Here is a 22,544-nt window from a genome sequence, read left to right on the forward strand (position 1 = left end):
AACCAAATTAGATGTTAAGAGGTTGGCTCAAATGTACAATACAGAAAATAGATCGAATCAAGAAAATAATCTCCAGTTTTCTAACTTATTCATCAACCATCATCAAAATTGGCAAGGTAATTTTAACAATGTTTCCTTTGATGCAGAACAAATTAAATTAAAACTGAGGAATTTAGAAAAACCATGTTATATAGTTAGAAATGAAGGGATAATTGGCATCACAAACGAAGGTAATTTATCTCATGTCAATAATGGTAAAACAGCCCAGATGGAAATGTTAATGGCTGTTCCACCCTTAGCAATTCAACAACTAGGTGATACAAGTTTCCTCGATTTTTATGGTGTAAAATATGCCTATATGACTGGGGCAATGGCTCAAGGAATAGCATCAGAAGAAATGGTAATTGCACTAGGTAAACAAAGAATTTTAAGTGTCTTTGGTGCAGGAGGTTTATCCCCTTCCCGTGTCGAGACTGCTATTAACAAAATTCAGCAAGCCTTAAATCAAAAACCTTACGCTTTTAACTTACTCCATAGTCCCAGTGAACCAGCAATTGAACGTCTTAGCATTAATTTATATCTCAAACATCAAGTCAGAATTGTTGAAGCATCTGCATTTTTAGATTTAACTGACAACATTGTTTATTATCGAGCCGCAGGATTAAGTTTAAATTCAGCCAATCAAATCCAAATCAAAAATAAAGTCATCGCCAAAGTTTCTCGCCGCGAAGTTGCCACTAAATTTTTGCAACCTGCACCTACAAAAATCCTTAAACCATTAGTTGAACAAGGTTTAATTAGTGAATTACAAGCCAATCTTGCCAGCAAAATTCCTATGGCTGATGATATTACAGTAGAAGCAGATTCTGGAGGTCATACAGATAATCGTCCCCTGATATGTTTATTACCTTCCATCTTAGAATTACGAGATGAAATTCAAAATAAATACAGATATGAAAACCCCGTCAGAATTGGCGTAGCTGGCGGAATTTCCACACCAAAATCAGCCTTAGCTGCCTTTATTATGGGTGCTGCTTATGTTGTTACCGGTTCTATAAATCAATCTTGCATTGAAGCCGGAACTTCTGAATATACCAAAGAATTATTAGCTCAAGCCGAAATGGCTGATGTGATGATGGCACCCGCCGCAGATATGTTTGAAATGGGTGTAAAATTACAAGTTCTCAAACGTGGTACACTCTTTCCTATCCGCGCTCAAAAATTATATGAATTATATAAAAATTACAATTCAATTGAAGAAATTACCCTCGCAGAAAAAGAGAAATTAGAAAAGCAAATTTTGAAAAAGCCTGTGCAAGAAGTTTGGCAAGAAACAGTTAATTATTTATCCCAACGCAACCCAGATAAATTAACCAAAGCAGCAAGTAATCCTAAACTGAAAATGGCTCTAATTTTCCGTTGGTATTTAGGACTATCTTCTCGGTGGTCTAACAGTGGAGAAAAAGGTCGAGAAATTGACTATCAAATTTGGTGTGGACCGGCAATGGGTAGCTTTAATGATTGGGTGAGAGGTTCATACTTAGCTGAACCAAAAAATCGCCAAGTAGTAGAAGTTGCTGAACACATTATGACAGGAGCAACATTTTTATACCGCATCCAAAACTTAAAAATCCAAGGACTACAAATTCCAGATGAATACAGTCAATATTTTCCAGAAAAATTATGACTATGCCAGACAACAGAGAATTAAGCAGTCTGGAAGCAACAATGGAAATCCTCAATAGCCGTGCTAAAACCTGGAATTTAGTTACTATTAGTCGCATTAACGGCAACCTCCAAGAAGCAGTTATCAGACAAGCTTTAGATATTATTCAATATCGCCATCCTAGTCTAAATTCTCGCATTATCCATTCTCAAAATCGTTTTTATTTTCAACCCATAGGTACAGAAAAAATCCCTTTGCAAACAGTTATAAATTTAGATGAGGAACAATGGCAAGAAGTTGTTAATCAAGAAATGAATCAGGTAATTGATAGTAGCAAATGTCTAATGAGAGTTGTCATAGTTACTATCAAGGATGAGCCAAAAATTAATTATCTAATTTCCACCTTGCACCATGCAATTTCTGATGGTTTATCCAGTATTCAACTGCATTCAGAAATTTTCACTTATTACCAAAAACTTACATCTGGTGATACCATTCAAGAAGTTACCCCCTTAGAACAACTACCACCCATTGAAAAACTACTACCCAAATATACACAAGGTTGGAGAGGGAATACAAGCAGATTTTTATTATTGTTAAAAATTGGATGGCAAAAGTTTTGGAAACAACCAAAAACATTAAATTTTGAAAAGTATGTACCTATTTATCAACGGAATTGTGCAATTATCCATAAACAAATTTTTGCAGATGCAACTGAAAACTTTATTGCTCAATGTAAGCTAGAAAATACCACAGTCAACAGTGCTTTATGTGCCTTACTCATGTTGACAGTAGCTAGAAAAATTATCAAACCAAATCAAAAAAGTGTCTGCATGAATTGTCTATCTTATCTTGATTTACGCAGACGTTTGCAACCTGCAATTAATAAGGAAAACTTAGCTGTTTTAGCTACATCTCTGATGGGATTTCACACCATAAACAAAAATACATCTTTTTGGGAATTAGCAAGGGAAGTAAAACAAAATTTAGAATCGGGAATTAAGCATGGTGATATTTTTAATATGGTATTACTGGCTAAGTATCTAACCAAGTTTTGTTTTATCTTTCCTCAACAAGTAGCAGCTACAGTTTCAGTATCTAATATTGGCAAGGTAAACATTCCCAAATCGTATGGTGAATTAGAACTAGAAGAGATCAGTTTTGCAGGTTCTCATTCTTTATATGCAGGTATGTTTGTGATTCATGTGGCAACTTTTCAAGGCAAAATGCTGTTAAACTTTGTTTTTTCTCAACCTTCAATTAGTCGGGAGACAATGGAAGATATGGTAAATCAAGTTGTCTGTTACATCCTTAATTTATCATCCAATACTGCAAAAATTAGAGGTGCATAAATAAATGAGCGAAAATCTTTATCAACACCCTGTAAAAACAGCCTTTAACACCGCAGATATTCAAGCTTGGCTAATAGATAATATTTCCCACATATTGGGACTTAACCCAGAGGAAATTGATATTAGAGAACCGTTAGATAGCTACGGTTTAGATTCATCTCAAGCCATAATACTTGCGAGTAAAGCTGAGAAATTTCTGGGATTTAAATTATCTCTAATCCATTTGTGGTATTATCCCACCATTGAAGAATTGGCACAGAGATTAGCTGAAGAATTAGAAAATTCAGACTCAGAAATTTTGCAGATTTAAACAATACATAAACATTTTTGTAAGAATTTAGCTTGTAATTTCCAGCATTTTTCGCAAATTAACACGACACAAATAAAGACACGAATAAATTGGCAATTCTTTGATGTTAGCTGATTGCTGATGGCTAATAGCTAAATACTTACAAATTTTCAAGTTTTTCCTCCTCTAAGACTGACACTTCGCACGAATAGAGGAAACATCATTCAGCGGAGTGTCTTCTTTTCCTTATGCTTTTTAGTTCGTTAAAACCTGGGAGATTTAGTCATGAACGCATCCGAAATTTTAGCGAAACTCACTCAACAAGGCGTGGAATTTTGGGTTGAAAATAGCAAATTAAATATTCGTTCTCCTAAAGGAGTAATTACACCAGAAATACAAGCGGAAATAGCCACATATAAAGGAGATATTTTGGCATTATTACAAGAAATGAATATCGCTACAAAATCAGCTTCTGAACCTCTGATTCAAGGAATTAGTTTACAAACTATTGGCAGGTTAATAGGTGGTTTTACAGGTGAATCACCTATAGGATATCAGCCACCAATTATTAATCCACAAATGATGGCTCAAAATCTCAGTGTGACATTTAGACCTTTACCTCATGGTTATCATAATCAAATAATTATTAAATTCCGCCAAGAATTAGCAATTAAATTAAAAAACTTGGGTGTTACTGTTATCCCTTGGCAAGAAGCAACCACGGAAATTTTCTATGATATTAAAATTCCTTTAGTTAATTGGAATTATTCTTTAAAAATCAAGGGTGTACGAGCAGAAATTGATGCAGTGATAGATGTAGAACGACCTAACTCATGGTTGAGAAAATTAGGAATATTTATAGCCGAAAATTTTTATAGTTTATCTTATCCCTGGCTAGTAAATCAGCAAAGACTGTCTGTTGTTCAAATCGCTAAATTAAGTAGTTGGGCGGAAGATCATGCAGCTAAATATGTGGAAGATCCCACAAATACTCAAGTGATCATTATTGGTGAACTAGATGAGGAGTTTGTAAATCCTTTAACCAAGTATCAAGACAAAATTAGCATTGGCATCAATACACTCATTAAAACATTTTCCGAAATTGTCATTGGCGTATCTAATGATAAAATTTCCATTCTCAATATGAATCTATCAGATTCTATTTTCGAGAGAACAGAAATAGATAATTTTATTTCCAAATCTCTGATTCCTAAAGTTTTTGTTCCCATCGCTCCCCTGTTAATGAATAGATTTGAAATCGGAGAATATAATCCTTATATATCTAGCTATACTCATAAATTGGTGAAACTAGGTCAAGAACTAGCATCAACTGGTTTATTTCCACCAGGTTTTAAATTAGCGGAAGTTATTAAAAGAAAGTCCCACAGAGATATTGTTAATGTCATCGTCAATGGTAGAACGGGAGTTTCTTATGGTTTTGTCGCTTATGCAGAACCACCTTATTATGTAGGAAAACCAGAAATAACTGCTGCTGAATGGGAAAACCTATTACCTGTTGGTGGATTTAGTAGTAATGAAATTCGTACAAATGAAGCAGGTAGACGTTATATTAAAATCCTCATTGCTGGAGAATATGTATTTAAACAAATCCCCGATATTTGGTTACTTAGTTCTCGTTCCGGTGCTAATAAAACAGACTTAAATCTTGAAAAAGATATCCTTCGCATCGGTTTAAAAAATAATTTACATCTGCAATTACCACTAGGCAATCAGTCAAATACACTAGATATCAAACCTTCCTATGATATCTATGTCATGCTGGCAATTACTCTAGGTGCGGCTTTATATACACCAGAATTAATTGCAAATGGTGCGCCAATTGTTCACTTTCATGGCTATCCTGCTTATGATTGGTTTCAAGAAAATGAATATTGTTTTGGTGTTGATAATCCTTCTGTACCCTGTGGAACTTATGAATCAGGAGTGTTTAATTTTTTAGGTTTTTCTAACTTAGCTAATCAACAAACAAAAAATATCAAATTACTTAGTTTAATAGAACCAGATCATGGCACAAATTTTATTGCTCGTGATATGGACTATTTAGTTGATAGATTAAAAAATGGATGTGTAGCAGAACAAATTGAATTAGGTGGACAACATTTTGCTGCTCTCAAAGCAAATATAAGTAGTAAAAATCAATTCATCATTCATAGGGAATAGGGAACAGGGAACAGGGAACAGGGAATAGGTAATTGGGTTATTAATCTCCCTAGTGAAAAAATTGAGTAATTTGTGAGAATTATGAACATCAATTCCAAAACATTACTGATTACGGGAATAGATAACTTTATTGGTTTACGTGCTGCTGAATTAGCTTTAGAACGGGGAATGAAAGTTCGTGGTTTACAAACTTCTGTGAACAGAAAAAATACCAATAATTTGGATATTGATTTATTGTTTGGTAACATCACGGATTTTGCCATTGCCCAAAAACTTTGTCAAGCAGTAGATATTGTTTTTCATACCGAACAATTAGCAGCAGAAACAGGCGATATCAAGAAATTTCGGGAAATAAATGTTGGTGGTACAATGAATATCGCAAAAGCCGCCAAAGATGCTGGTGTGAAAATTTTTGTGCATCTTTCCAGTGTCCTAGTTTATGGTTTTCACTATCCTCATCAAGTGACAGAATCAGAATTGCTTTGTGGAGAAAATAACCCCTATTGTCAAACGAAAATAGAAGCAGAATCTGCACTTTTACGATTGAACGCACCGCCAGATTTTAATATTATTATTATCCGCGCTGGTGATGTTTACGGTCCGGGTTGTATTCCCTGGGTAGTGCGTCCACTTTTATTGATGCGTCAAAATTTATTTGCTTATGCCAATGATGGTAAAGGTGTAAGTAATCATCTCTATATAGATAACCTCATTGATGCTATTTTTTTGGCAGTTGAAAAAGAACCATCGGGAGAAATATCTGGAGAAATATTTAATATCACAGATGGACAAGAAACTTCTTGGAAAGAGTATTTTACAAAATTAGCTGCAATAGAAAATTTACCAGCTTTTATTTCTCTACCCAAAGATGAAATGAAATTATTGTTGCAAGTGCGTTACCAAGGTCAAAAACTGTTACGAAAAAAAGCCGATATTCTGCCAGAATCTTTAGATTTTATCACTCGTCCTTATGCCTATTCTATCGCTAAAGCTAAAACTATGTTGGGTTATCAACCAAAAATTGATTTGACTGAAGGAATGCGTCGTACTCATGAATGGTTGAAAAAAACTGATATCCAAAAATTGATTTAGGGAGTATCCCAACTTTGAAAAAAATCAACACAGCCACACCAAAAAATCTCTGAAACTCTCTTACATTTGCGTTCTTTGCGCCCTTTGCGGTTCAATCATATCAGGATATTAGTGCATATTATTTCCATAGATAAAAATAAATTTACACATTTGGGATGCTGCCTTGATTTCAAGCTAAATTCACTTTAAACCTGTTCATTTTAATCACCTATTACTTGGGATTTCAAGATGTTGAGTAATTTCACTTCTCTGCCTGAAAACTTGTTAAATAACTTTATATCCCGCCCTAATCACTATCCCTTGAGAAGATTGTTTTGGAAAGGATGGTATAACCTTTTCACAGCTAATTATAGCAACATAAAAATTACTTTTATCAACTATGGTTATGCAGATGTAGAACCGAATACCAAACAACTAGAATTGAACCCATCTGAAGAAGAAGAACGTTATTGTCTTCAACTTTATCATCATGTTGCCAAGGCTATCTCACTGCAAGAATTGGATGTTATTGAAGTAGGATGTGGACGTGGTGGTGGTTCTTCATATATTATGCGTTATTTACAACCAAAAACAATGACCGGGGTTGATTTTTCCAAAAGCAATATAGCATTCTGTCAAAAAGCACATTCTGTTCCCCAACTCAATTTTCAACTCGGAGATGCAGAATCTCTACCATTTAATGATTGTTCCTTTGATGTGGTCGTTAATGTTGAATCGTCACATTGTTACGGTTCACCTGAAAGTTTTTTCGCTGAATCTTTTAGAATTCTGCGCCCAAATGGTTACTTTTTATTTACTGATTTTCGCCCAAAAAAAGACATTAAAAAAACAACCATATCATTAAAAAATACTGGCTTTAAAATATTAAAATCGGAAATAATAACCCCTAATATTCTCAAAGCTATGGATTTAGAAAATGACAGAAAACTAAAAACAATTAACCAGTATATTCCTAAATACTTACACATAGTCGCAAACTGGTTTGCTGGATGCCAAGGAACTCCCATGTATGAAGCATTTAAAACCGGAGATCAAGAATACCTTTGTTATGTTTTGCAAAAGTAACTTTTCTTTCAATCTTTCAACAAAAAATGCTTGATTTAAAAATTAATGAAACGTTTACTGATAGTTTATTACTCACATTACGGAGATGTGAATCGTGCAACTCAATCTTTTACAAAATACCTCAATATACCAGAAATTGAGATTCATTGGGAGTGTATTAAACCAAAAGCAGATTATCCTTATCCTTATAAAATAGTTGCATCTCATTTATTAGCGACGTTTTCCCATAAATGGAGTCAGGTGTATAGAGGAATCAAAAATGAATTTGCTGAAAATGCAATATTACTCTAAACCCGAACAAATAGCACCATTCTTATCAATTGATAATTGAGAATTGAGAATTGATAATTGTTTCATTTTTTTTTACGCCGACCCACTTATAATCATTGCTATGAACCTCTGTGGAAAAACACTTCTTATTTCTGGAATCGGTGGGTTTATCGGCTTACGTACCACCGAAATAGCCCTAGCAAAAGGTTTGAAAGTTCGTGGGCTGCAACATTCCCAAATAAAAGCTAAAAAAGCCCAAAAATTAGGCGCTGATGTCATGATTGGCAGTGTAACTGATCCTGCGACTGTACAAAAAGCTTGCCAAGGAGTTGATATTGTTTTGCATACAGCAGCCATTGTCAAAGAACATGGATCACTCCAGCATTTTCGTGAGGTAAATGTGGGCGGAACTGTTAACATGGCCAAAGCTGCTCACAATGCAGGTGTGAAAACCTTTGTTCATCTTTCCAGTGTTCTTGTTTACGGTTTTAATTATCCTGATCGCATCACCGAAGCTGATCCAATTTTTGCCGAAAATCATCCCTATTGTCAGACAAAAATAGAAAGCGAAAACGCACTTTTGCAACTTAATTTCCCCCCAGATTTTAACATTATCATTCTCAGACCAGGAGATGTTTACGGACCAGGAAGCTATCCCTGGGTAGTGCGACCACTACAATTGATGCGCCAAAAAATATTTAGGTTAGCCAACAATGGGCAGGGAGTAATTAACCATTTATATATAGACAATCTCATTGATGCTATATTTCTAGCCATAGAAAAAGAAGCATCTGGAGAGATATTTAACATTACTGACGGACAAGAAACTTCTTGGAAAGAATATTTTACACGGTTGGCGGAAATTGCAGATTTACCTGCACCCCTTTCTCTCCCTAAAAATGAACTCAAACTTCTGCTGCAACTGCGCCATCAAGGGCTAAAACTGATTGGTAAGAAACCTGATATTTTACCGGAAACTTTAGATTTTATCACCCGTCCCCATGCTTATTCCATTGCTAAAGCACAAAGTGTATTAAATTATCAACCAAAAATTGACCTAGACGAAGGACTGCGACGCACACAGAAATGGCTGCAAACATTGGACTTGAAAACCTTAGATCAGATGGGTTAAAATGGGTTAAAAATTATGAAATATAAACACAATCTTCCCAGTCAATCGGTAACAACTTTAGATAGTCTTCCCTTCACTTGGGAACGTCTAATTCCCAAACAGATACCCAGCGATCCAGCAAGTCAAAAACTTTTTGAAATTCACCTGCGACGGTACGAAACTGCAGCAAGTTATGTACAAGGTAAACGAGTTTTGGATATCGCCTGTGGTACAGGATACGGTAGTCAGATGCTTCGTCTTGCAGGGGCGATCGCTGTCGTCGGGGTAGATATCTGCCCAAAAACCATAGAATATGCCAGAAACCACTATCAAGAAAACAATGTAGAATTTGTCTGTGCTGATGCTCTTACCTTTGAGTGGCCACAGCAATTCGATGTGATTGTTTCTTTCGAGACGATAGAACACCTACCCCATCCTGCAAAATTTCTAGATCATCTTTGCAGTTTGATAATTCCTGGAGGTGACTTACTGCTGTCAGCACCACTTGGTGAAACCCGACATATAGATCCCTATCACCTCCATGCTTTTAGTCAAGAAGATATATTTACACTACTTGAAAACGCGAATTTTTCTGTAGACCGATACCGTTGTGATGATTGGTGTCTGACTCGTGGGGATCTTCTACTGTGGCGACAGCTTTATCCAGCAGCCAGACCAACCCTACGGCAACAGTTTTTCACTTTCAGAGGCTGGCAACTTATCAGCGATTTTTTCTTCCGGGGTGTGATTAATGTACCTGAACTCATGGTTGCTGCCAAATTAATTACCACCTAAAAAGATCAGGGGCAGAAGGCAGAAGGCAGAAGGCAGAAGGCAGAAGGCAGGGAGCAGGGAGCAGAGAGCAGGGAGCAGGGGGAAAAGAATTTGCGGATTTCTGCACACACAAGTTATATCGCAAGTGATTTAGGACTTACGCAAAACAGAATGAAAGTAGGGGTAATTCATGAATTACCCCTACGTCAGAATCAGGTTTTGAGTCCAATCTTGCATAAGTCCTATTTTTAAGAAAACAGTCACTAGCTACTAACCCCACCCCAGCCAGAACAACATCATCGGCTGAGATTTGCGCCATAAAGCGAGAATTATGGCAGGATGGAAACAAGCTCATGCAACGAGAAGTCCAAAAGCTGGTTTTCACTCTGAGGAACTTCATAGGAGGCAGGAGGCAGGAGGCAGTTAACAGCAAACAGTTAACAGTCAATGGCGATAACTGATAATTGATAACTGATAACTGATCCACAGTTTCGCATTGTCAGCCAAAAAAAATTCTGGACGAAGACTGCTTATTATCGTCGGAATGACTGTGTGAGACTGCGAAAAAAGAATATATACTCCCAACCTTGACTATTAAATGAATCCAGACTACTCAGAAACTTACATCAATCATCCAACGTGGGGTTTACTATATAGGATCTGTATGGTTGATGATAACCAGGATCTGTTTACTACACTATATGCCCAACGCTTATTTTTTTTGGTAACAAATGACGTTAAAGGTATTAAATTTCAGTCTATTGGCCGGACTGAAGCCAGAATGATGCTGGAAAATCGTTTGCGTACTTTGCGTCGCAGTGGCAAGCCACAGGAGTACGATCAGCTTCAGAGTGTTTTCCAACGCACATTCCAATGACAAGTTCAATTAGTGAACGTATTGCTACCATTCGTGCTGAACTTCCGCCTTCAGTGCGGTTAATTGCTGTTAGTAAGCAAGTACCAACCGAACTGATGCGGGAAGCATACAGCGCGGGCATTCGTGATTTTGGTGAAAGTCGCATCCAAGAAGCTGCCAGTAAACAACAGGAGTTACAGGATCTGCCAGATATTACTTGGCACTTCATTGGACATTTACAAAGTAACAAAGCTAAAAAAGCTCTGGAATTATTTAATTGGATTCACTCTGTAGATAATCTACATCTAGCCCAGCGTCTAGATACCCTGGCGCAACAGCTAGGAGTGAGTCCCCTGGTTTGCCTACAAGTCAAAATTCTCCCTGATCCTCACAAGTCTGGTTGGATCATCCCAGAACTATTAGCAGACTTGCCAGCACTTGATCAATGTCAAAATTTGCAAATTCAAGGTTTGATGACAATTCCGCCTCTGGGTTTGGATGAGGGGGAAATTTTGAATGTGTTTAAACATACCTATAAACTTGCCCAAGAAATTGCCTCACAACCATGGAGTAATATCACAATGCAGCATCTATCTATGGGTATGTCTGGGGATTATCAATTGGCAATCCAAGGAGGTGCAACAATGGTCAGATTAGGGACTATTTTGTTTGGGCATCGCTCCCAAATTTCCCACATCTCACCAGATAAGACTGTATCTTAAACAACTCAGCACTGACAATTGCGTCAGTGCCTATTGGGGAAAACCAAGTAGCTAGATTTATATACTTGACAAATGTAAATACTAAGACAAAACTATAGGTAAAGAACTTTGCATAACTCCATCTTTAGGATATAATTTTAACTCATTGTTATGTCAATATAAAGTTCTTTCTAGAACAGTCTTTTCTTCATGAAAACCTGTACTAGAAAATACAAATAGCAATAAAATTGCTCAAAGCAGCAGCACTTACTAGGGCTACCACAATTTAAATCTGGATCAATTAAGGTAATTTCCACTGAGAGCGTAGATAATGAACAACATATTTTCCAAACTAAGGGATTTTGTGGGCTTGAACGAGCAGGTAGAATACGAATATTACGAGGAAGAACCAGATACCGACAGCTACCAAAATCTGTATCAGCAAGAAAATCCTCAACCTGCTCCACAAGAAACCCCAGCTGCTAATCGACGTTGGCGTGAAAACTCCTCTACAATGGGAGAAGAAGAAGCAGCAGCAGGATCAAAGCCTATGAGTAATGTGATTGGTATGCCAGGCGCAATTAATGGAATTTCTGAAGTTTTAGTCCTTGAACCTCGCACTTTTGAAGAAATGCCTCAGGCAATTCAAGCATTACGTGAACGTAAGTCTGTAGTATTAAACTTGACGATTATGGATCCGGATCAAGCTCAACGGGCAGTTGATTTTGTTGCCGGTGGTACTTATGCTCTAGATGGACATCAAGAACGGATTGGCGAAAGTATCTTTTTGTTTACACCCAGTTGTGTGCAAGTCAGCACTCAAGGCGGATTTTTACATGAAGTACCCCAACCACCAGTACGTCCCGTTCGTCCTACAGGTACTACTCCCACTTGGGGTAGCGAACCTAACCGCATGGCACAATAATGAAGTTAAAGTTAGTCGTTTGTCAGGTTCAAGGCAAATGACTAATCACTGATGATTAATGACTAAATAACTAAATGACTATTAAATTTGGTTTAGTTGGTGGCGGGGTAATGGGAGAAGCTCTATTATCCCGCCTTATTGCACGGGGCATTTATCAAGGTTCAGAAGTTATAGTGAGTGAACCCCAAGAGTCTCGCCGGAGTTTTTTACAGCAGCAATATGGGGTAGCTGTAACGACGGATAATTGTTTGGTGTTATCTCAAGCTCAAGAGGCGGTGATGTTGGCGGTTAAGCCCCAGGTATTTAGTGCGATCGCTCAAGAATTAGCAGATATCTTACCTATACAAAATACACCTTTAATTATTTCTATTTTGGCGGGTGTGCCTTTAAAACAGCTAGAAGCTGCTTTTCCCCAACTGCCAGTTATTCGCGCTATGCCTAATACCCCGGCTACAGTGGGTGCAGGAATGACGGCTATTTGTACGGGTGCTTACGTTCATGCCAGTCATCAAGCAACAGCTAAGGAAATTTTTACGGCGGTGGGGGAAGTGGTGGAAGTTCCAGAAACGCTGATGGATGCAGTGACAGGTTTATCTGGTAGTGGTCCGGCTTATGTAGCGTTGATGATTGAAGCTTTATCTGATGGGGGCGTGGCTGCGGGTTTACCCAGGGCAGTGGCTAAACAGTTGGCTTTACACACGGTTTTGGGAACGGCAAGACTGATAGAAGAAAGTAAAATTCATCCCGCAGAGTTGAAAGATAGAGTTACCAGTCCTGGAGGAACGACTATTGCGGGGGTGAGCGAGTTGGAAAGGGCTGGTTTCCGTTCTGCTTTAATTGAAGCGGTGAAAGCTGCTGCTCATCGTTCTCAGGAGTTGGGGAAAGGGTGATTGGTGTACAGTACAATTGTTGGTATTTGCTAATCGCGTTTAATCGGTAAAATACGCACCCTAGATTGGGCTTTATCAACTGTTACCAAAGCACCTGATAAGAGTAAAGATTCAAACTGCTTCAGGGCTGAAATAACTATATTTTCAATACTGCTAGGCAAAATATCCTGAGTCCGAACCTGAATGACACTGGGAGTATCTGCCCCTGTTGCCGCCAAAAGAGAACCAAAGTCTAAATCGTGGGTAAAGACAATGTAACCGTTAGTTCTTGCCCACTCCATAATTACCGAATCTTTCTCATGGATATCGCCAACTGTAGACCAGTGGACAGCAGTAATATTATTTTTCTCAAAAACTGCTACCCAATCGGGGGAAAGATTCATATCAATCAATATTTTCATGCACTTATCAGCGGAACTTCAATTTCTTCAGCCCGCCAAGCAGCATAGGCCAGTGCTTCATAGATATCGGCTTCTTCCAGGTAGGGGTAAGCCTTGAGAATGTCATTGGAACTGTATCCAGATGCCATTAAGCCTACGATAGTACCAACGGTAACACGCATTCCTCGGATACAGGGTTTGCCTCCCATTACTTCTGGGTTGCGGGTAATTCTGGTGAGGTTTTGCATGGGTGATTAGATTGGGAAATTAGAAATGGCTGCGTTAATCTTTTTTATTATCGCTCTTTTCCGCTGAACTTCCCAAAGCTGCAACTGAAAGCAAAAAATTTCTACTGGTTTTTTGGGATTGTTTTTCAGTTGCTTTATAGCGCAGGTAATCAACAAAATTGATGAGTTCAGCGAGTGAATCTTCTGGCAATGTCTTAATTAACTCAATAATTTGCTCTCTGTTTTTGGTTAAAGTATCCATGTCTTTATTTAAAGGAATGCTGCTTACTTCAAATACACTATTCTATTTTGACTGGAATTGCTGTCTAACGTTTCTCCTGTTTGTGAAAAAGGTTTGTCCTTATATCATAGTTTTAGCTTGATATAATTGCCTTCAACCGCTAATTTAGCGTAACTTGGGATATGATAATAGTGTTTAAATCTTTGTTTTATTCCGTATGGCGTGAACGACGAGCCATAAGTTAAATGTATTTGGTGAATTTGTTGGTGAATATCAATCATTCATCTTCCAATAGATGAGGTGCTATGTTTGAAACAGCCCAAACCACTTGCTCATTATCCTTATTTTCTTTGAAAAGTTTTTCAACAAGGTTGATAGCTTCAGATCCTCCTACTCCATTCATCAGCAAGAGTGTAGCGTTTTGATAAATTCCCTGAGAGGGATGTTTTAAAGCTCGCACCAAATTTTCTGGAGAAATATAAATCTCTCTCGCACGTTCCCATTTTGGATCAGCAGGTACTTCGGGTATTTTAGAGAACAGTAAAATATAATTTTGATCACTAATTTCCTCCATTTTATCCCAAGCCGAAGCAAATGTTTGTGAACTATTTTTCAAGTTCATTTTTTCTTCATTTAATACAGATTTAATAATATCTAAGTCGTAATCAAAATCCATCTGTTCTAGAACTATTTTCGCCTCCATAGCTATTTTTTGATGTTCAATATTTAGCGCGGCAATTACACCCTTGATTACAGAGTCAACTGCCTCTAAATCGTTATTTTTACTCAGAACCTTCCAATCGGGAATCGGAAAATTCCACCAACCCATACCTTGAACAAGGACACCTAATGCAATTAGTTCCTGTTGTGGCTGAAGTGATAGAGATAAATTTGATGGGTTATCAGTTACACGAAGTACAGCTTCTAGAAATGATTTATCTGCATACTTTATTTGTTCTCTGTGCTTCACACTGGTTAATAAATTTTGTGGATTCATGAATGCGTTATCTTGTATTAGTTCTCTCAAAAAGATACTCCAGTCTTTTCTATCCTCTTTCTGATCATTATTTTTAAGCTGTTCAGAAATATGATTGTGGAGAATTTTGGATAAATCTATTATTATTCCAGAACTCAATTTTTTACTACTAATTTCTTCTTTAATATGTTTAGCTGTTTCTAAATTTGGCTGTTTCTTGAGGAGTAATTGAAACCCTTGAAGCAAAACTTGGTTCTGAAACTCTCTTCCATATTTTCCATAATCTTTCAATTTTTGCGGTGTGAATGGACTATATATTCTTGCTGGTTCAGCAATACATTCATCAATAACTTCTTTTAAGATACTTAAATCTACATAATTATCGCCACATTCTAAAACCAGTCGAATCGCTGCTAACCTTGTCCATGATTGAGTATGATTAGATAAAGATTGTACAATATTTCCAATTAGGTCTGGAGCTTGAGGTATTAGACTAAGCAGTGCTTTAGCAGCGTCAATAACTACAGAAGGATTTGGCGATTCTAGTCGTATCTGTAAGCGATTAACTACTGATTTTATAAGTTCAAATGATGCGTTGTTTACTTCTGTTAAGGCGTTAGCAGCCAGCAAAATATCTGTTAAAGTTGTATTTTCTGGATTATCAAGTTCCAGTAAATGGTTAACAATTATTTCTACCTTACCTAATCCAGCAGCAAATAGGATAACTTCTTTCCACTTAATATTTTGTCTAACTTCCTCTAACCATTTGCATATTTCCTGATCATCTAAATCAGAAACATACTTTGCGGCTGCATATTCACACAGAGTAAGATGAATAAAGTTAATTGTATCCTGGTGCCTTTCTCTAGAGCGTTCAAATATACGACGATTCTCCCAAAAATTTATGCCTGGTTCAGCTTGTTTTTCTGCTTCTAGCTGTGTGTAACCTTTAAACTCAAGCTCCTCAATTATTTTTTCTAGAAGTTCTTCTTCTGAAATATCTGGCTCATTTAGTAGTTTCCATCCTGATATTGTTAGAATGCGTTGTGCCTCTAGTTTGCCAAACTTGATAGGTTCTCTATCTTGTGGAAATTTATCAATACAATAGGCAATAATTTTTTTATAGATATTTGCCCGATTTAAAATAGTATTCGTGCCAGATTGAAATAGTTGAACAATAAATCCCAATAATAGCGGATTTCTAGCTGCTAATGAAGCTGTTTGAGTATTTTTTAGCCAATTCTCAAATAAAATTTCTTGCTCTTTGATATTTTCCTTATCACTTGAATGTATTTCAAAAATTCTCTTGGCAAAAGTTAAGATGTCTGATACTTCTAGAGGCAGGATTTCTACCTGTTTCCAATCACAAAAATATTCTAGCCCGTAACCAGGGCGCGTAGTCATGATAATTCTAGTCATGGCGTGTCCTTTTGCCCAAGCTGTTAGTTGGCTGGCCATATTAGCCAAGTCATCACACTCATCAAACCCATCTACCAAAAGATAATCAGGACAACTCAATGCAAACTTTAATTGATCTTCATTAACACCAGAACTGTCAGCAGCAGCTTTAAAAATTGCATCTTCAAATGTTTTACCTTGCTGTCGGCATAGGTTACTAATGTGCTTTAGCCTGACACGCAAAACTTTTTTCTCTAAAACACATAGCTGATGAGCTAAATACTTTAATAAGGTACTTTTTCCGCTTCCTGGATCACCTACCACAACAGTTAGATCGTATAGATCGTAAAGTTCAGGAATAAATTCCGCTTTAAAAATTACCTGATCACCATCACCGTTGTTTTGTTTTACTTTGAGTGAAATCCAATCAGTTTCTATAGACAGCTTTTTATCAATTCCTAAAACAATAAAGTCAGAGCTAGTTTCTCTAAGCCATTTTGTGTAATTTTGAACAACAATTTCTTGATCTTGGCTTGTAACTGAGCTATTTGCTAGTTCTTTTTCACAAAAAGCATCCGCCCAAGGTTTACCAAAAAAGTCTTGTACTAGATGGTATTTATTTTTCAGTTTTTCCTCCAGTTGTCCTTTATCCCAAACTATTAAAGTTATACCTTTTTGTTTAAGTATTTCGCGTTGAGTCTCTACTTTATCAGCTCGTAGTTTTGCAACAAGACTTTCCTGTGTGCATAACACAAATGTATCTGTTTCATCAACCCAAATTCCTTCAATAAACTTTAAAATAGCACTTTCAATTTTTTCGGGTCCAAAGTTTTTCTCTCGTTTACATTGATATACTCTGTATTTTTCAGAAGACTTTTGTGTAGCATAAATATCAATTCCTTCTTGGTTATCACCCCGTTCACCATACAATTGACAGTGTTCAACATTTCCTTCTAGTCGAGCTAATCGTAGACACAAGCGTTCAAAGTTTTCCCAAGTTAACTTTTCAAATGGAAGCTCTTGTTGTTGAGTTTCTACGGGATGATCGATTTTGTTGGTATCTGGTGGTGTTTCAAGCCAGGACGGAATTTCTTTCTGTAAGCCATTTTTCCGTGTATCAGCGGAGGTAATTTTTGTCGAAGTCACAAACTCTATATCCCATTAAATAGTGTGTGTATCAAAAATATCAAGTAAAGATTCTTAAACTTTGCTCGTTAGCGTCTTGGCGCGAAACATAATTTATATCGCCATTATGCAAACCAGTCATATCATGTATACTTATTATTGATTATGAGTCAATACCAGTCAACAATTGTGAGTCCTGAAACCCTAGAAAACTCCTTGACATTGTGAGTAACCAAAGTTGATTGAAGTGCTATGGCTGTACCGGCAATCAAAACATCCATTTGACCGATTGGAGTTCCTTGCTGCTCCAACTCAGCATGAATTTTAGCAGCAGCAAGAGCAGCTTCTCGATCAAACAGAACCAGGTTAACTCGGCTTAGAAGTTCTTGAAGTTGTTGAATGCGTTTTGCGGGTGAATTAGACTTAGCAATGCCAACTTGTAATTCAAAAAGAACAATCGTAGGAATACTAATTTCTTGAGCAGAGACATTAGCAAGATTTTCAGCAACTTGTCCTTGACCTTTGAAATAATAAATTAGGGTGTTAGTATCCAAAACGTACATCTAAAGGCTCTCCCGCAGAATGTCTTGTCCTGATTCAGCGCGAATTTCTTCTAAAGTGGGAAAGTCATCTTTCCAAGTTCCAGCAAGTGAATAAACAAATTCTGACCAAGGTAACTCGTCAAGATTTTTAACAGTTTGGCTGTTATTTAGATGTTTAGCACGGATAAATTCAGCAAAAGTCAAAATCGCATCAGCTTGATCTTGAGGAAGAGTTTTAGCGATCGCATAAATCTGTTCAGCAATAGTCATAATAGAGTTTTAGATAAAATTAGGTCGGTGAAATTATTTTATCGTAGCTGCAACTACTGAGACAAAAATCCACTATGCAAACACTAGCCGTTACTGAAACCATCACCACCATAGCTGAAGCAGAAAAAAGATTTGGTTTAACTCGCAGTGAATCTCAGGATTTTTTTACAGAATGGCATGATCAATTACCTGAGATTAACCCTAATGACCGCACTAACCTAGAAATTTTATGGCAGCGTTATATTTATCATCGTTCCGGTGGACATTTATTAGAAAGTACAGTAATGCTATTACTTGTCTCTCCATTGCTGACAGTTGCAGGTTTGTATGACCCACCTTTTCGCATCAAAGCTGAAGAATCTGTACAAATCACAATAACCGATAGCGAAGAAACTCTACAGGGTCGAATAGATGTTTTAGTATTGAAAGATCGCCTTTGGATAATTGTTTTAGAGTCCAAAAAAACCATGTTATCAGTTTGGTCGGCATTACCCCAAACTCTTGCTTATTTAATAGCCAGTCCGAATACTGATTTGCCTACTTTTGGAATGTTAACTAATGGTGATGATATTGTCTTTGTCAAAGTCCAAAATCAGCAGTATGCTATTTCACGGGTGTTTGCACCTCTAACTACCCAAAGTGAATTAGAGTCTGTGTGTCGAGTCTTACGCAAAATTGCAGAAACAGTAAAATGATTGATAAAAGTGTAAAATTAAATAAAAGGGAAAATGCTATGCTAACGAAAACAGATTATGCTCTCTGGATTGAAGAAACAGTTAATCTATTGAAAGAAAAAAACTATCAAAATGTAGACTGGGAAAACTTAATTGAGGAGATTGAAAGTTTAGGCAGAAGCGATCGCCAAAAAGTGAGAAGTTTTTTAAGACAATTATTGGCACATCTACTTAAACGCTGTTATTTACCACTTCCTCAAGAATTTCATCACTGGGAAGTAGAAATTCGTAATTTTCGCGTAGAACTTCAGGATATTTTTGATGATTCACCCAGTCTTAAACGCTATGCTAACGAAGTTTTACCAAATTGCTGGCAAGTTGCTTTAGAAGGAGTTCGTCAAGAATATAAAGGTTTCGATTTTCCTGATCAGTACCCTTTTGCTGAAGATATAAAGGGAATTTTACATGATACTTTTTGGTTAGAGCCATTACAATGACTTAAATCGCGTAATTTTACGCATAAATAATCTACTACGCAACCCACCAATTACCAATTACCAATTACTAATTACCAATTACCAATTACTCATCACCTCTTCCCCAATCAGGTTATGATAGTAGATAGTCTGGATGCAAAAGATGATTGAGTGAACTACACCGCACCCTCTTCAGAAATTAATTTAGGGTCGATTTTTCCCTTTGAGTTGGATCAATTCCAACTAGATGCGATCGCCTCTCTCAATGCTGGCCGCTCAGTGGTTGTCTGTGCGCCCACAGGATCGGGTAAAACTTTGGTTGGGGAATACGCTATTTATCGCGCTTTATCCCGTGGTAAGCGTGTATTTTACACCACACCACTGAAAGCCTTATCTAATCAAAAATTACGCGACTTTCGGGAAAAATTCGGATTTGATATGGTCGGTCTATTAACCGGGGATGCTTCTATTAACAGGGATGCACCGATTATAGTCATGACTACCGAGATTTTCCGTAATATGCTTTATGGCACACCCATAGGTCAAATCGGGATCTCTTTAACAGACGTTGAGGCTGTAGTCCTCGATGAGTGCCACTACATGAACGATCGCCAACGGGGTACAGTCTGGGAAGAATCTATTATTTACTGTCCCCGTGAAGTCCAACTGGTCGCCCTTTCGGCTACAGTTGCGAATAGTGAACAACTTACAGACTGGTTAAATCGTGTTCATGGACCCACAGACCTGATTTATTCTGATTTTCGCCCTGTTCCTTTAGAATTTCACTTTTGCAACCCCAAAGGTTTATTTCCCCTACTCAATGACAGCAAAACTAAAATTAATCAACGTTTAATTAAACGCGGTAAAAAGGGTATAGGAGAAAGAGGTAAAGGTAATCGTCCAGAACCACCAAGTATAGTTTATACCCTCAGTCAATTGGCACAACGGGATATGCTACCTGCCATTTTCTTTATTTTCAGCCGCAGAGGTTGTGATAAAGCGGTGGCTGAGGTGGGTGATTTATGGTTAGTCAATAATGAAGAATCCCAAATATTACGTAGGCAGATTGATGATTTTTTAGCCCGTAATCCAGAAGCAGGACGTACTGGACAAATTGCACCCCTGTACAGAGGTATTGCGGCGCATCATGCGGGAATTTTACCAGCTTGGAAAGTTTTGGTTGAAGAACTTTTTCAACAAGGTTTAATTAAAGTTGTCTTTGCTACGGAAACTCTGGCAGCAGGTATTAATATGCCAGCACGGACAACAGTTATTTCTACCCTTTCTAAACGCACTGATAATGGACATCGTTTATTAAAAGCTTCGGAATTTTTGCAAATGTCCGGGCGTGCTGGTCGTCGGGGCATGGATTTACAAGGTCACGTTGTGACATTACAAACTCCCTTTGAAGGTGCAAAAGAAGCTGCTTATTTAGCTACATCTCCCCCAGATCCTTTGGTGAGTCAGTTTACTCCCAGTTATGGGATGGTGTTAAACCTCTTGCAAACCCATACTTTAGAACAAGCAAAGGAACTGATAGAACGCAGTTTTGGCCAGTATATGGCAACTTTGTATTTAAAACCAGAATATGATGAAATTGCAGCTATCAAAGCAGAGTTAGCAAAAATTGAAGCAGAATTAGCCGCAGTAGATGAAAATGAAATTGCACTTTATGAAAAATTGCGGCAGCGTTTAAAAGTAGAACGGCATATATTCAAAACTCTACAGGAACAAGCACGGGAAGACAGACAAGAGCAACTTTCCATGATGTTAGATTTTGCCGTGACAGGAACGCTGTTGAGTTTAAAAGATAAAAACATGACAGCGACTTTACCGTTAACGGCTATATTATATGGTAAAGCTCCTGAAATTGGACCTACTTCTTACTTAGTTTGTTTAGGACAGGATAACCGCTGGTATGTAGCGACAACAGCAGATGTAATTGATTTATATGCAGAGATGCCCAGAGTAGAAGTACCAGAGGATATTTTACCACCTGATGAACTAGGTTTAAAACGGGGTCAGTCAGTGCGGGGGAATGCAGCAACAGAGGCGATCGCTCAGAGTATACCCGATCCGAGCGAATATATGTACATGACACCGGAAGTAGCTGCTCAACTGAGTCGGGTGAATGCAGTACAATCACAAATAGAAAATCATCCCTTGCATAAATCAGGAAATATTGCCAACATATTTAAACAACGAGCGCGGTGTGTAGAATTAGAAGCGGAACTAGAAGAGTTAGAAGAACAAGTAAAACAACACTCACAGCAACACTGGGAAGAATTTCTGAATTTAATTCAGATATTACAGCACTTTAGCGGGTTGGATAATTTAGCACCCACAGAACTAGGACAAATGGCCGCAGCAATTCGCGGTGAAAATGAGTTATGGTTAGGATTGGCGATCGCCAGTGGAGAACTAGATAATTTAGATCCTCATCACTTAGCAGCAGCAGCAGCATCTTTAGTCACAGAAACACCACGCCCCGATAGTCGGGTACGTTTTAACCTCAGTAACGAAACAGCAGACGCTTTAGCCAAACTTAGGGGTATTCGTCGCAAACTGTTTCAAATTCAACACCGTCATAACGTAGCTTTACCTATTTGGTTAGAATTTGAACTCATTGCAGTTGTAGAACAATGGGCGTTAGGAATGGACTGGTTACAACTTTGTGCTAATACAACTTTAGATGAAGGTGATGTAGTTAGGTTGTTGCGTCGTACTCTAGACTTATTATCACAAATTCCTCATGTTCCCTTTGTTACTGATAGTTTACGACAAAATGCCCAAAGAGCAATGCAATTAATTGATCGTTTCCCGGTGAATGAAGCAATGGAATAAACTAAGCAAACCGAGTTCATTGATCATCCCATAAAACCAGCAAACAACAAAGGTAAAAGTATCAAAGCTGATCCTATTAAAACCAAAGTTGCTGGATCAATTTTGATGTGATTTTTTTGTGGATCTGGTATTTTTGACATTCTCTAAAATTGGTAGTTTAGCTAATTTTAAATCATTAATAACTGTAACCTGTAACCTGTAACCTGTCACCTATTATCT

22 protein-coding genes are annotated in these 22,544 nt (G+C 37.5%); 16 read left to right on the forward strand and 6 right to left on the reverse strand.

Annotated features, from left to right (window positions below):
- Window positions 1-31 precede the first annotated feature (31 nt).
- The 13 genes from H6F45_RS09555 to proC all read left to right on the forward strand — a co-directional run bounded on the left by H6F45_RS09555 (window position 32) and on the right by proC (window position 13,172).
- Window positions 32-1,687, forward strand: a complete 1,656-nt coding sequence (locus H6F45_RS09555; protein ID WP_190347048.1) for a PfaD family polyunsaturated fatty acid/polyketide biosynthesis protein — start codon at window positions 32-34, stop codon at window positions 1,685-1,687.
- Window positions 1,684-3,018 carry a condensation domain-containing protein gene (locus H6F45_RS09560; RefSeq protein WP_347237723.1) on the forward strand — a complete coding sequence of 445 codons (1,335 nt, stop codon included), beginning with the start codon at window positions 1,684-1,686 and terminating at the stop codon, window positions 3,016-3,018. The genes H6F45_RS09555 and H6F45_RS09560 overlap by 4 nt, the downstream gene beginning before the upstream one ends.
- A gap of 4 nt (window positions 3,019-3,022) precedes the next feature.
- Complete coding sequence (locus H6F45_RS09565) at window positions 3,023-3,328, forward strand: acyl carrier protein (protein ID WP_096565527.1); 306 nt, start codon at window positions 3,023-3,025, stop codon at window positions 3,326-3,328.
- 264 nt (window positions 3,329-3,592) lie between these two features.
- Complete coding sequence (locus H6F45_RS09570; protein WP_137666365.1) at window positions 3,593-5,488, forward strand: hypothetical protein; 1,896 nt, start codon at window positions 3,593-3,595, stop codon at window positions 5,486-5,488.
- Between the two features lie 81 nt (window positions 5,489-5,569).
- The gene (locus H6F45_RS09575; protein WP_190347049.1) at window positions 5,570-6,580 is read left to right on the forward strand and encodes an NAD(P)-dependent oxidoreductase; all 1,011 of its coding nucleotides are present in this window, start codon (window positions 5,570-5,572) and stop codon (window positions 6,578-6,580) included.
- A gap of 228 nt (window positions 6,581-6,808) precedes the next feature.
- Window positions 6,809-7,645 carry a class I SAM-dependent methyltransferase gene (locus tag H6F45_RS09580; protein WP_190347050.1) on the forward strand — a complete coding sequence of 279 codons (837 nt, stop codon included), beginning with the start codon at window positions 6,809-6,811 and terminating at the stop codon, window positions 7,643-7,645.
- Between the two features lie 45 nt (window positions 7,646-7,690).
- Complete coding sequence (locus H6F45_RS09585; protein ID WP_137666362.1) at window positions 7,691-7,936, forward strand: hypothetical protein; 246 nt, start codon at window positions 7,691-7,693, stop codon at window positions 7,934-7,936.
- 100 nt (window positions 7,937-8,036) lie between these two features.
- Window positions 8,037-9,047 carry an NAD-dependent epimerase/dehydratase family protein gene (locus tag H6F45_RS09590; RefSeq protein WP_190347051.1) on the forward strand — a complete coding sequence of 337 codons (1,011 nt, stop codon included), beginning with the start codon at window positions 8,037-8,039 and terminating at the stop codon, window positions 9,045-9,047.
- A 15-nt stretch (window positions 9,048-9,062) separates the two neighbouring features.
- Complete coding sequence (locus H6F45_RS09595; protein WP_190347052.1) at window positions 9,063-9,821, forward strand: methyltransferase domain-containing protein; 759 nt, start codon at window positions 9,063-9,065, stop codon at window positions 9,819-9,821.
- 577 nt (window positions 9,822-10,398) lie between these two features.
- Entirely contained in the window at window positions 10,399-10,677 is a 279-nt protein-coding gene (gene pipX / locus H6F45_RS09600; RefSeq protein WP_096565540.1) for a transcriptional coactivator PipX, read from the forward strand.
- Complete coding sequence (locus H6F45_RS09605; RefSeq protein WP_096565542.1) at window positions 10,674-11,378, forward strand: YggS family pyridoxal phosphate-dependent enzyme; 705 nt, start codon at window positions 10,674-10,676, stop codon at window positions 11,376-11,378. The genes pipX and H6F45_RS09605 overlap by 4 nt, the downstream gene beginning before the upstream one ends.
- 310 nt (window positions 11,379-11,688) lie before the next feature.
- The gene (locus tag H6F45_RS09610; protein ID WP_137666358.1) at window positions 11,689-12,282 is read left to right on the forward strand and encodes a cell division protein SepF; all 594 of its coding nucleotides are present in this window, start codon (window positions 11,689-11,691) and stop codon (window positions 12,280-12,282) included.
- A gap of 74 nt (window positions 12,283-12,356) precedes the next feature.
- Window positions 12,357-13,172 (forward strand): pyrroline-5-carboxylate reductase, encoded by an 816-nt coding sequence (proC, locus tag H6F45_RS09615; protein WP_137666357.1) that lies wholly within the window; start codon window positions 12,357-12,359, stop codon window positions 13,170-13,172.
- Window positions 13,173-13,201: 29 nt separating this feature from the next.
- Here proC and H6F45_RS09620 read toward each other — a convergent pair whose 3' ends face one another.
- The 6 genes from H6F45_RS09620 to H6F45_RS09645 form a co-directional block, all read right to left on the reverse strand.
- Window positions 13,202-13,555, reverse strand: coding sequence for a DUF5615 family PIN-like protein (locus tag H6F45_RS09620; protein ID WP_242052579.1), 354 nt, complete (start codon window positions 13,553-13,555; stop codon window positions 13,202-13,204).
- A gap of 14 nt (window positions 13,556-13,569) precedes the next feature.
- Window positions 13,570-13,800, reverse strand: coding sequence for a DUF433 domain-containing protein (locus H6F45_RS09625; protein ID WP_190347054.1), 231 nt, complete (start codon window positions 13,798-13,800; stop codon window positions 13,570-13,572).
- Between the two features lie 34 nt (window positions 13,801-13,834).
- Window positions 13,835-14,041: a DUF2281 domain-containing protein gene (locus H6F45_RS09630; RefSeq protein WP_190347055.1), complete on the reverse strand. Its 207-nt coding sequence runs from the start codon at window positions 14,039-14,041 to the stop codon at window positions 13,835-13,837.
- Between the two features lie 256 nt (window positions 14,042-14,297).
- On the reverse strand, window positions 14,298-17,540 hold the full coding sequence (locus H6F45_RS09635; protein ID WP_190347056.1) for an NACHT domain-containing protein: 3,243 nt from the start codon (window positions 17,538-17,540) through the stop codon (window positions 14,298-14,300).
- A 149-nt stretch (window positions 17,541-17,689) separates the two neighbouring features.
- The gene (locus H6F45_RS09640) at window positions 17,690-18,082 is read right to left on the reverse strand and encodes a type II toxin-antitoxin system VapC family toxin (RefSeq protein WP_190347057.1); all 393 of its coding nucleotides are present in this window, start codon (window positions 18,080-18,082) and stop codon (window positions 17,690-17,692) included.
- Complete coding sequence (locus H6F45_RS09645; protein WP_190347058.1) at window positions 18,083-18,331, reverse strand: DUF2281 domain-containing protein; 249 nt, start codon at window positions 18,329-18,331, stop codon at window positions 18,083-18,085.
- Between the two features lie 74 nt (window positions 18,332-18,405).
- Here H6F45_RS09645 and H6F45_RS09650 point away from each other — a divergent pair, with 74 nt between their 5' ends.
- From H6F45_RS09650 to H6F45_RS09660, 3 genes are all read left to right on the forward strand, one after another.
- Window positions 18,406-19,026 (forward strand): type I restriction endonuclease, encoded by a 621-nt coding sequence (locus H6F45_RS09650; RefSeq protein WP_190347059.1) that lies wholly within the window; start codon window positions 18,406-18,408, stop codon window positions 19,024-19,026.
- A gap of 38 nt (window positions 19,027-19,064) precedes the next feature.
- Window positions 19,065-19,502, forward strand: coding sequence for a DUF29 domain-containing protein (locus H6F45_RS09655; protein ID WP_190347060.1), 438 nt, complete (start codon window positions 19,065-19,067; stop codon window positions 19,500-19,502).
- 150 nt (window positions 19,503-19,652) lie between these two features.
- Window positions 19,653-22,325 (forward strand): DEAD/DEAH box helicase, encoded by a 2,673-nt coding sequence (locus H6F45_RS09660; RefSeq protein WP_190347061.1) that lies wholly within the window; start codon window positions 19,653-19,655, stop codon window positions 22,323-22,325.
- Window positions 22,326-22,544 lie beyond the last annotated feature (219 nt).

The organism is Sphaerospermopsis sp. FACHB-1194 (genome assembly GCF_014696235.1).
In the GTDB taxonomy this organism is placed as follows: domain Bacteria; phylum Cyanobacteriota; class Cyanobacteriia; order Cyanobacteriales; family Nostocaceae; genus Sphaerospermopsis; species Sphaerospermopsis kisseleviana.

Coding starts and splice junctions, on each gene's coding strand:
- H6F45_RS09555 (WP_190347048.1), top strand. CDS start 32: ATGTACAATACAGAAAATAGATCGAATCAAGAAAATAATCTCCAGTTT.
- H6F45_RS09560 (WP_347237723.1), top strand. CDS start 1,684: ATGACTATGCCAGACAACAGAGAATTAAGCAGTCTGGAAGCAACAATG.
- H6F45_RS09565 (WP_096565527.1), top strand. CDS start 3,023: ATGAGCGAAAATCTTTATCAACACCCTGTAAAAACAGCCTTTAACACC.
- H6F45_RS09570 (WP_137666365.1), top strand. CDS start 3,593: ATGAACGCATCCGAAATTTTAGCGAAACTCACTCAACAAGGCGTGGAA.
- H6F45_RS09575 (WP_190347049.1), top strand. CDS start 5,570: ATGAACATCAATTCCAAAACATTACTGATTACGGGAATAGATAACTTT.
- H6F45_RS09580 (WP_190347050.1), top strand. CDS start 6,809: ATGTTGAGTAATTTCACTTCTCTGCCTGAAAACTTGTTAAATAACTTT.
- H6F45_RS09585 (WP_137666362.1), top strand. CDS start 7,691: ATGAAACGTTTACTGATAGTTTATTACTCACATTACGGAGATGTGAAT.
- H6F45_RS09590 (WP_190347051.1), top strand. CDS start 8,037: ATGAACCTCTGTGGAAAAACACTTCTTATTTCTGGAATCGGTGGGTTT.
- H6F45_RS09595 (WP_190347052.1), top strand. CDS start 9,063: ATGAAATATAAACACAATCTTCCCAGTCAATCGGTAACAACTTTAGAT.
- pipX (WP_096565540.1), top strand. CDS start 10,399: ATGAATCCAGACTACTCAGAAACTTACATCAATCATCCAACGTGGGGT.
- H6F45_RS09605 (WP_096565542.1), top strand. CDS start 10,674: ATGACAAGTTCAATTAGTGAACGTATTGCTACCATTCGTGCTGAACTT.
- H6F45_RS09610 (WP_137666358.1), top strand. CDS start 11,689: ATGAACAACATATTTTCCAAACTAAGGGATTTTGTGGGCTTGAACGAG.
- proC (WP_137666357.1), top strand. CDS start 12,357: ATGACTATTAAATTTGGTTTAGTTGGTGGCGGGGTAATGGGAGAAGCT.
- H6F45_RS09620 (WP_242052579.1), bottom strand. CDS start 13,555: ATGAATCTTTCCCCCGATTGGGTAGCAGTTTTTGAGAAAAATAATATT.
- H6F45_RS09625 (WP_190347054.1), bottom strand. CDS start 13,800: ATGCAAAACCTCACCAGAATTACCCGCAACCCAGAAGTAATGGGAGGC.
- H6F45_RS09630 (WP_190347055.1), bottom strand. CDS start 14,041: ATGGATACTTTAACCAAAAACAGAGAGCAAATTATTGAGTTAATTAAG.
- H6F45_RS09640 (WP_190347057.1), bottom strand. CDS start 18,082: ATGTACGTTTTGGATACTAACACCCTAATTTATTATTTCAAAGGTCAA.
- H6F45_RS09645 (WP_190347058.1), bottom strand. CDS start 18,331: ATGACTATTGCTGAACAGATTTATGCGATCGCTAAAACTCTTCCTCAA.
- H6F45_RS09650 (WP_190347059.1), top strand. CDS start 18,406: ATGCAAACACTAGCCGTTACTGAAACCATCACCACCATAGCTGAAGCA.
- H6F45_RS09655 (WP_190347060.1), top strand. CDS start 19,065: ATGCTAACGAAAACAGATTATGCTCTCTGGATTGAAGAAACAGTTAAT.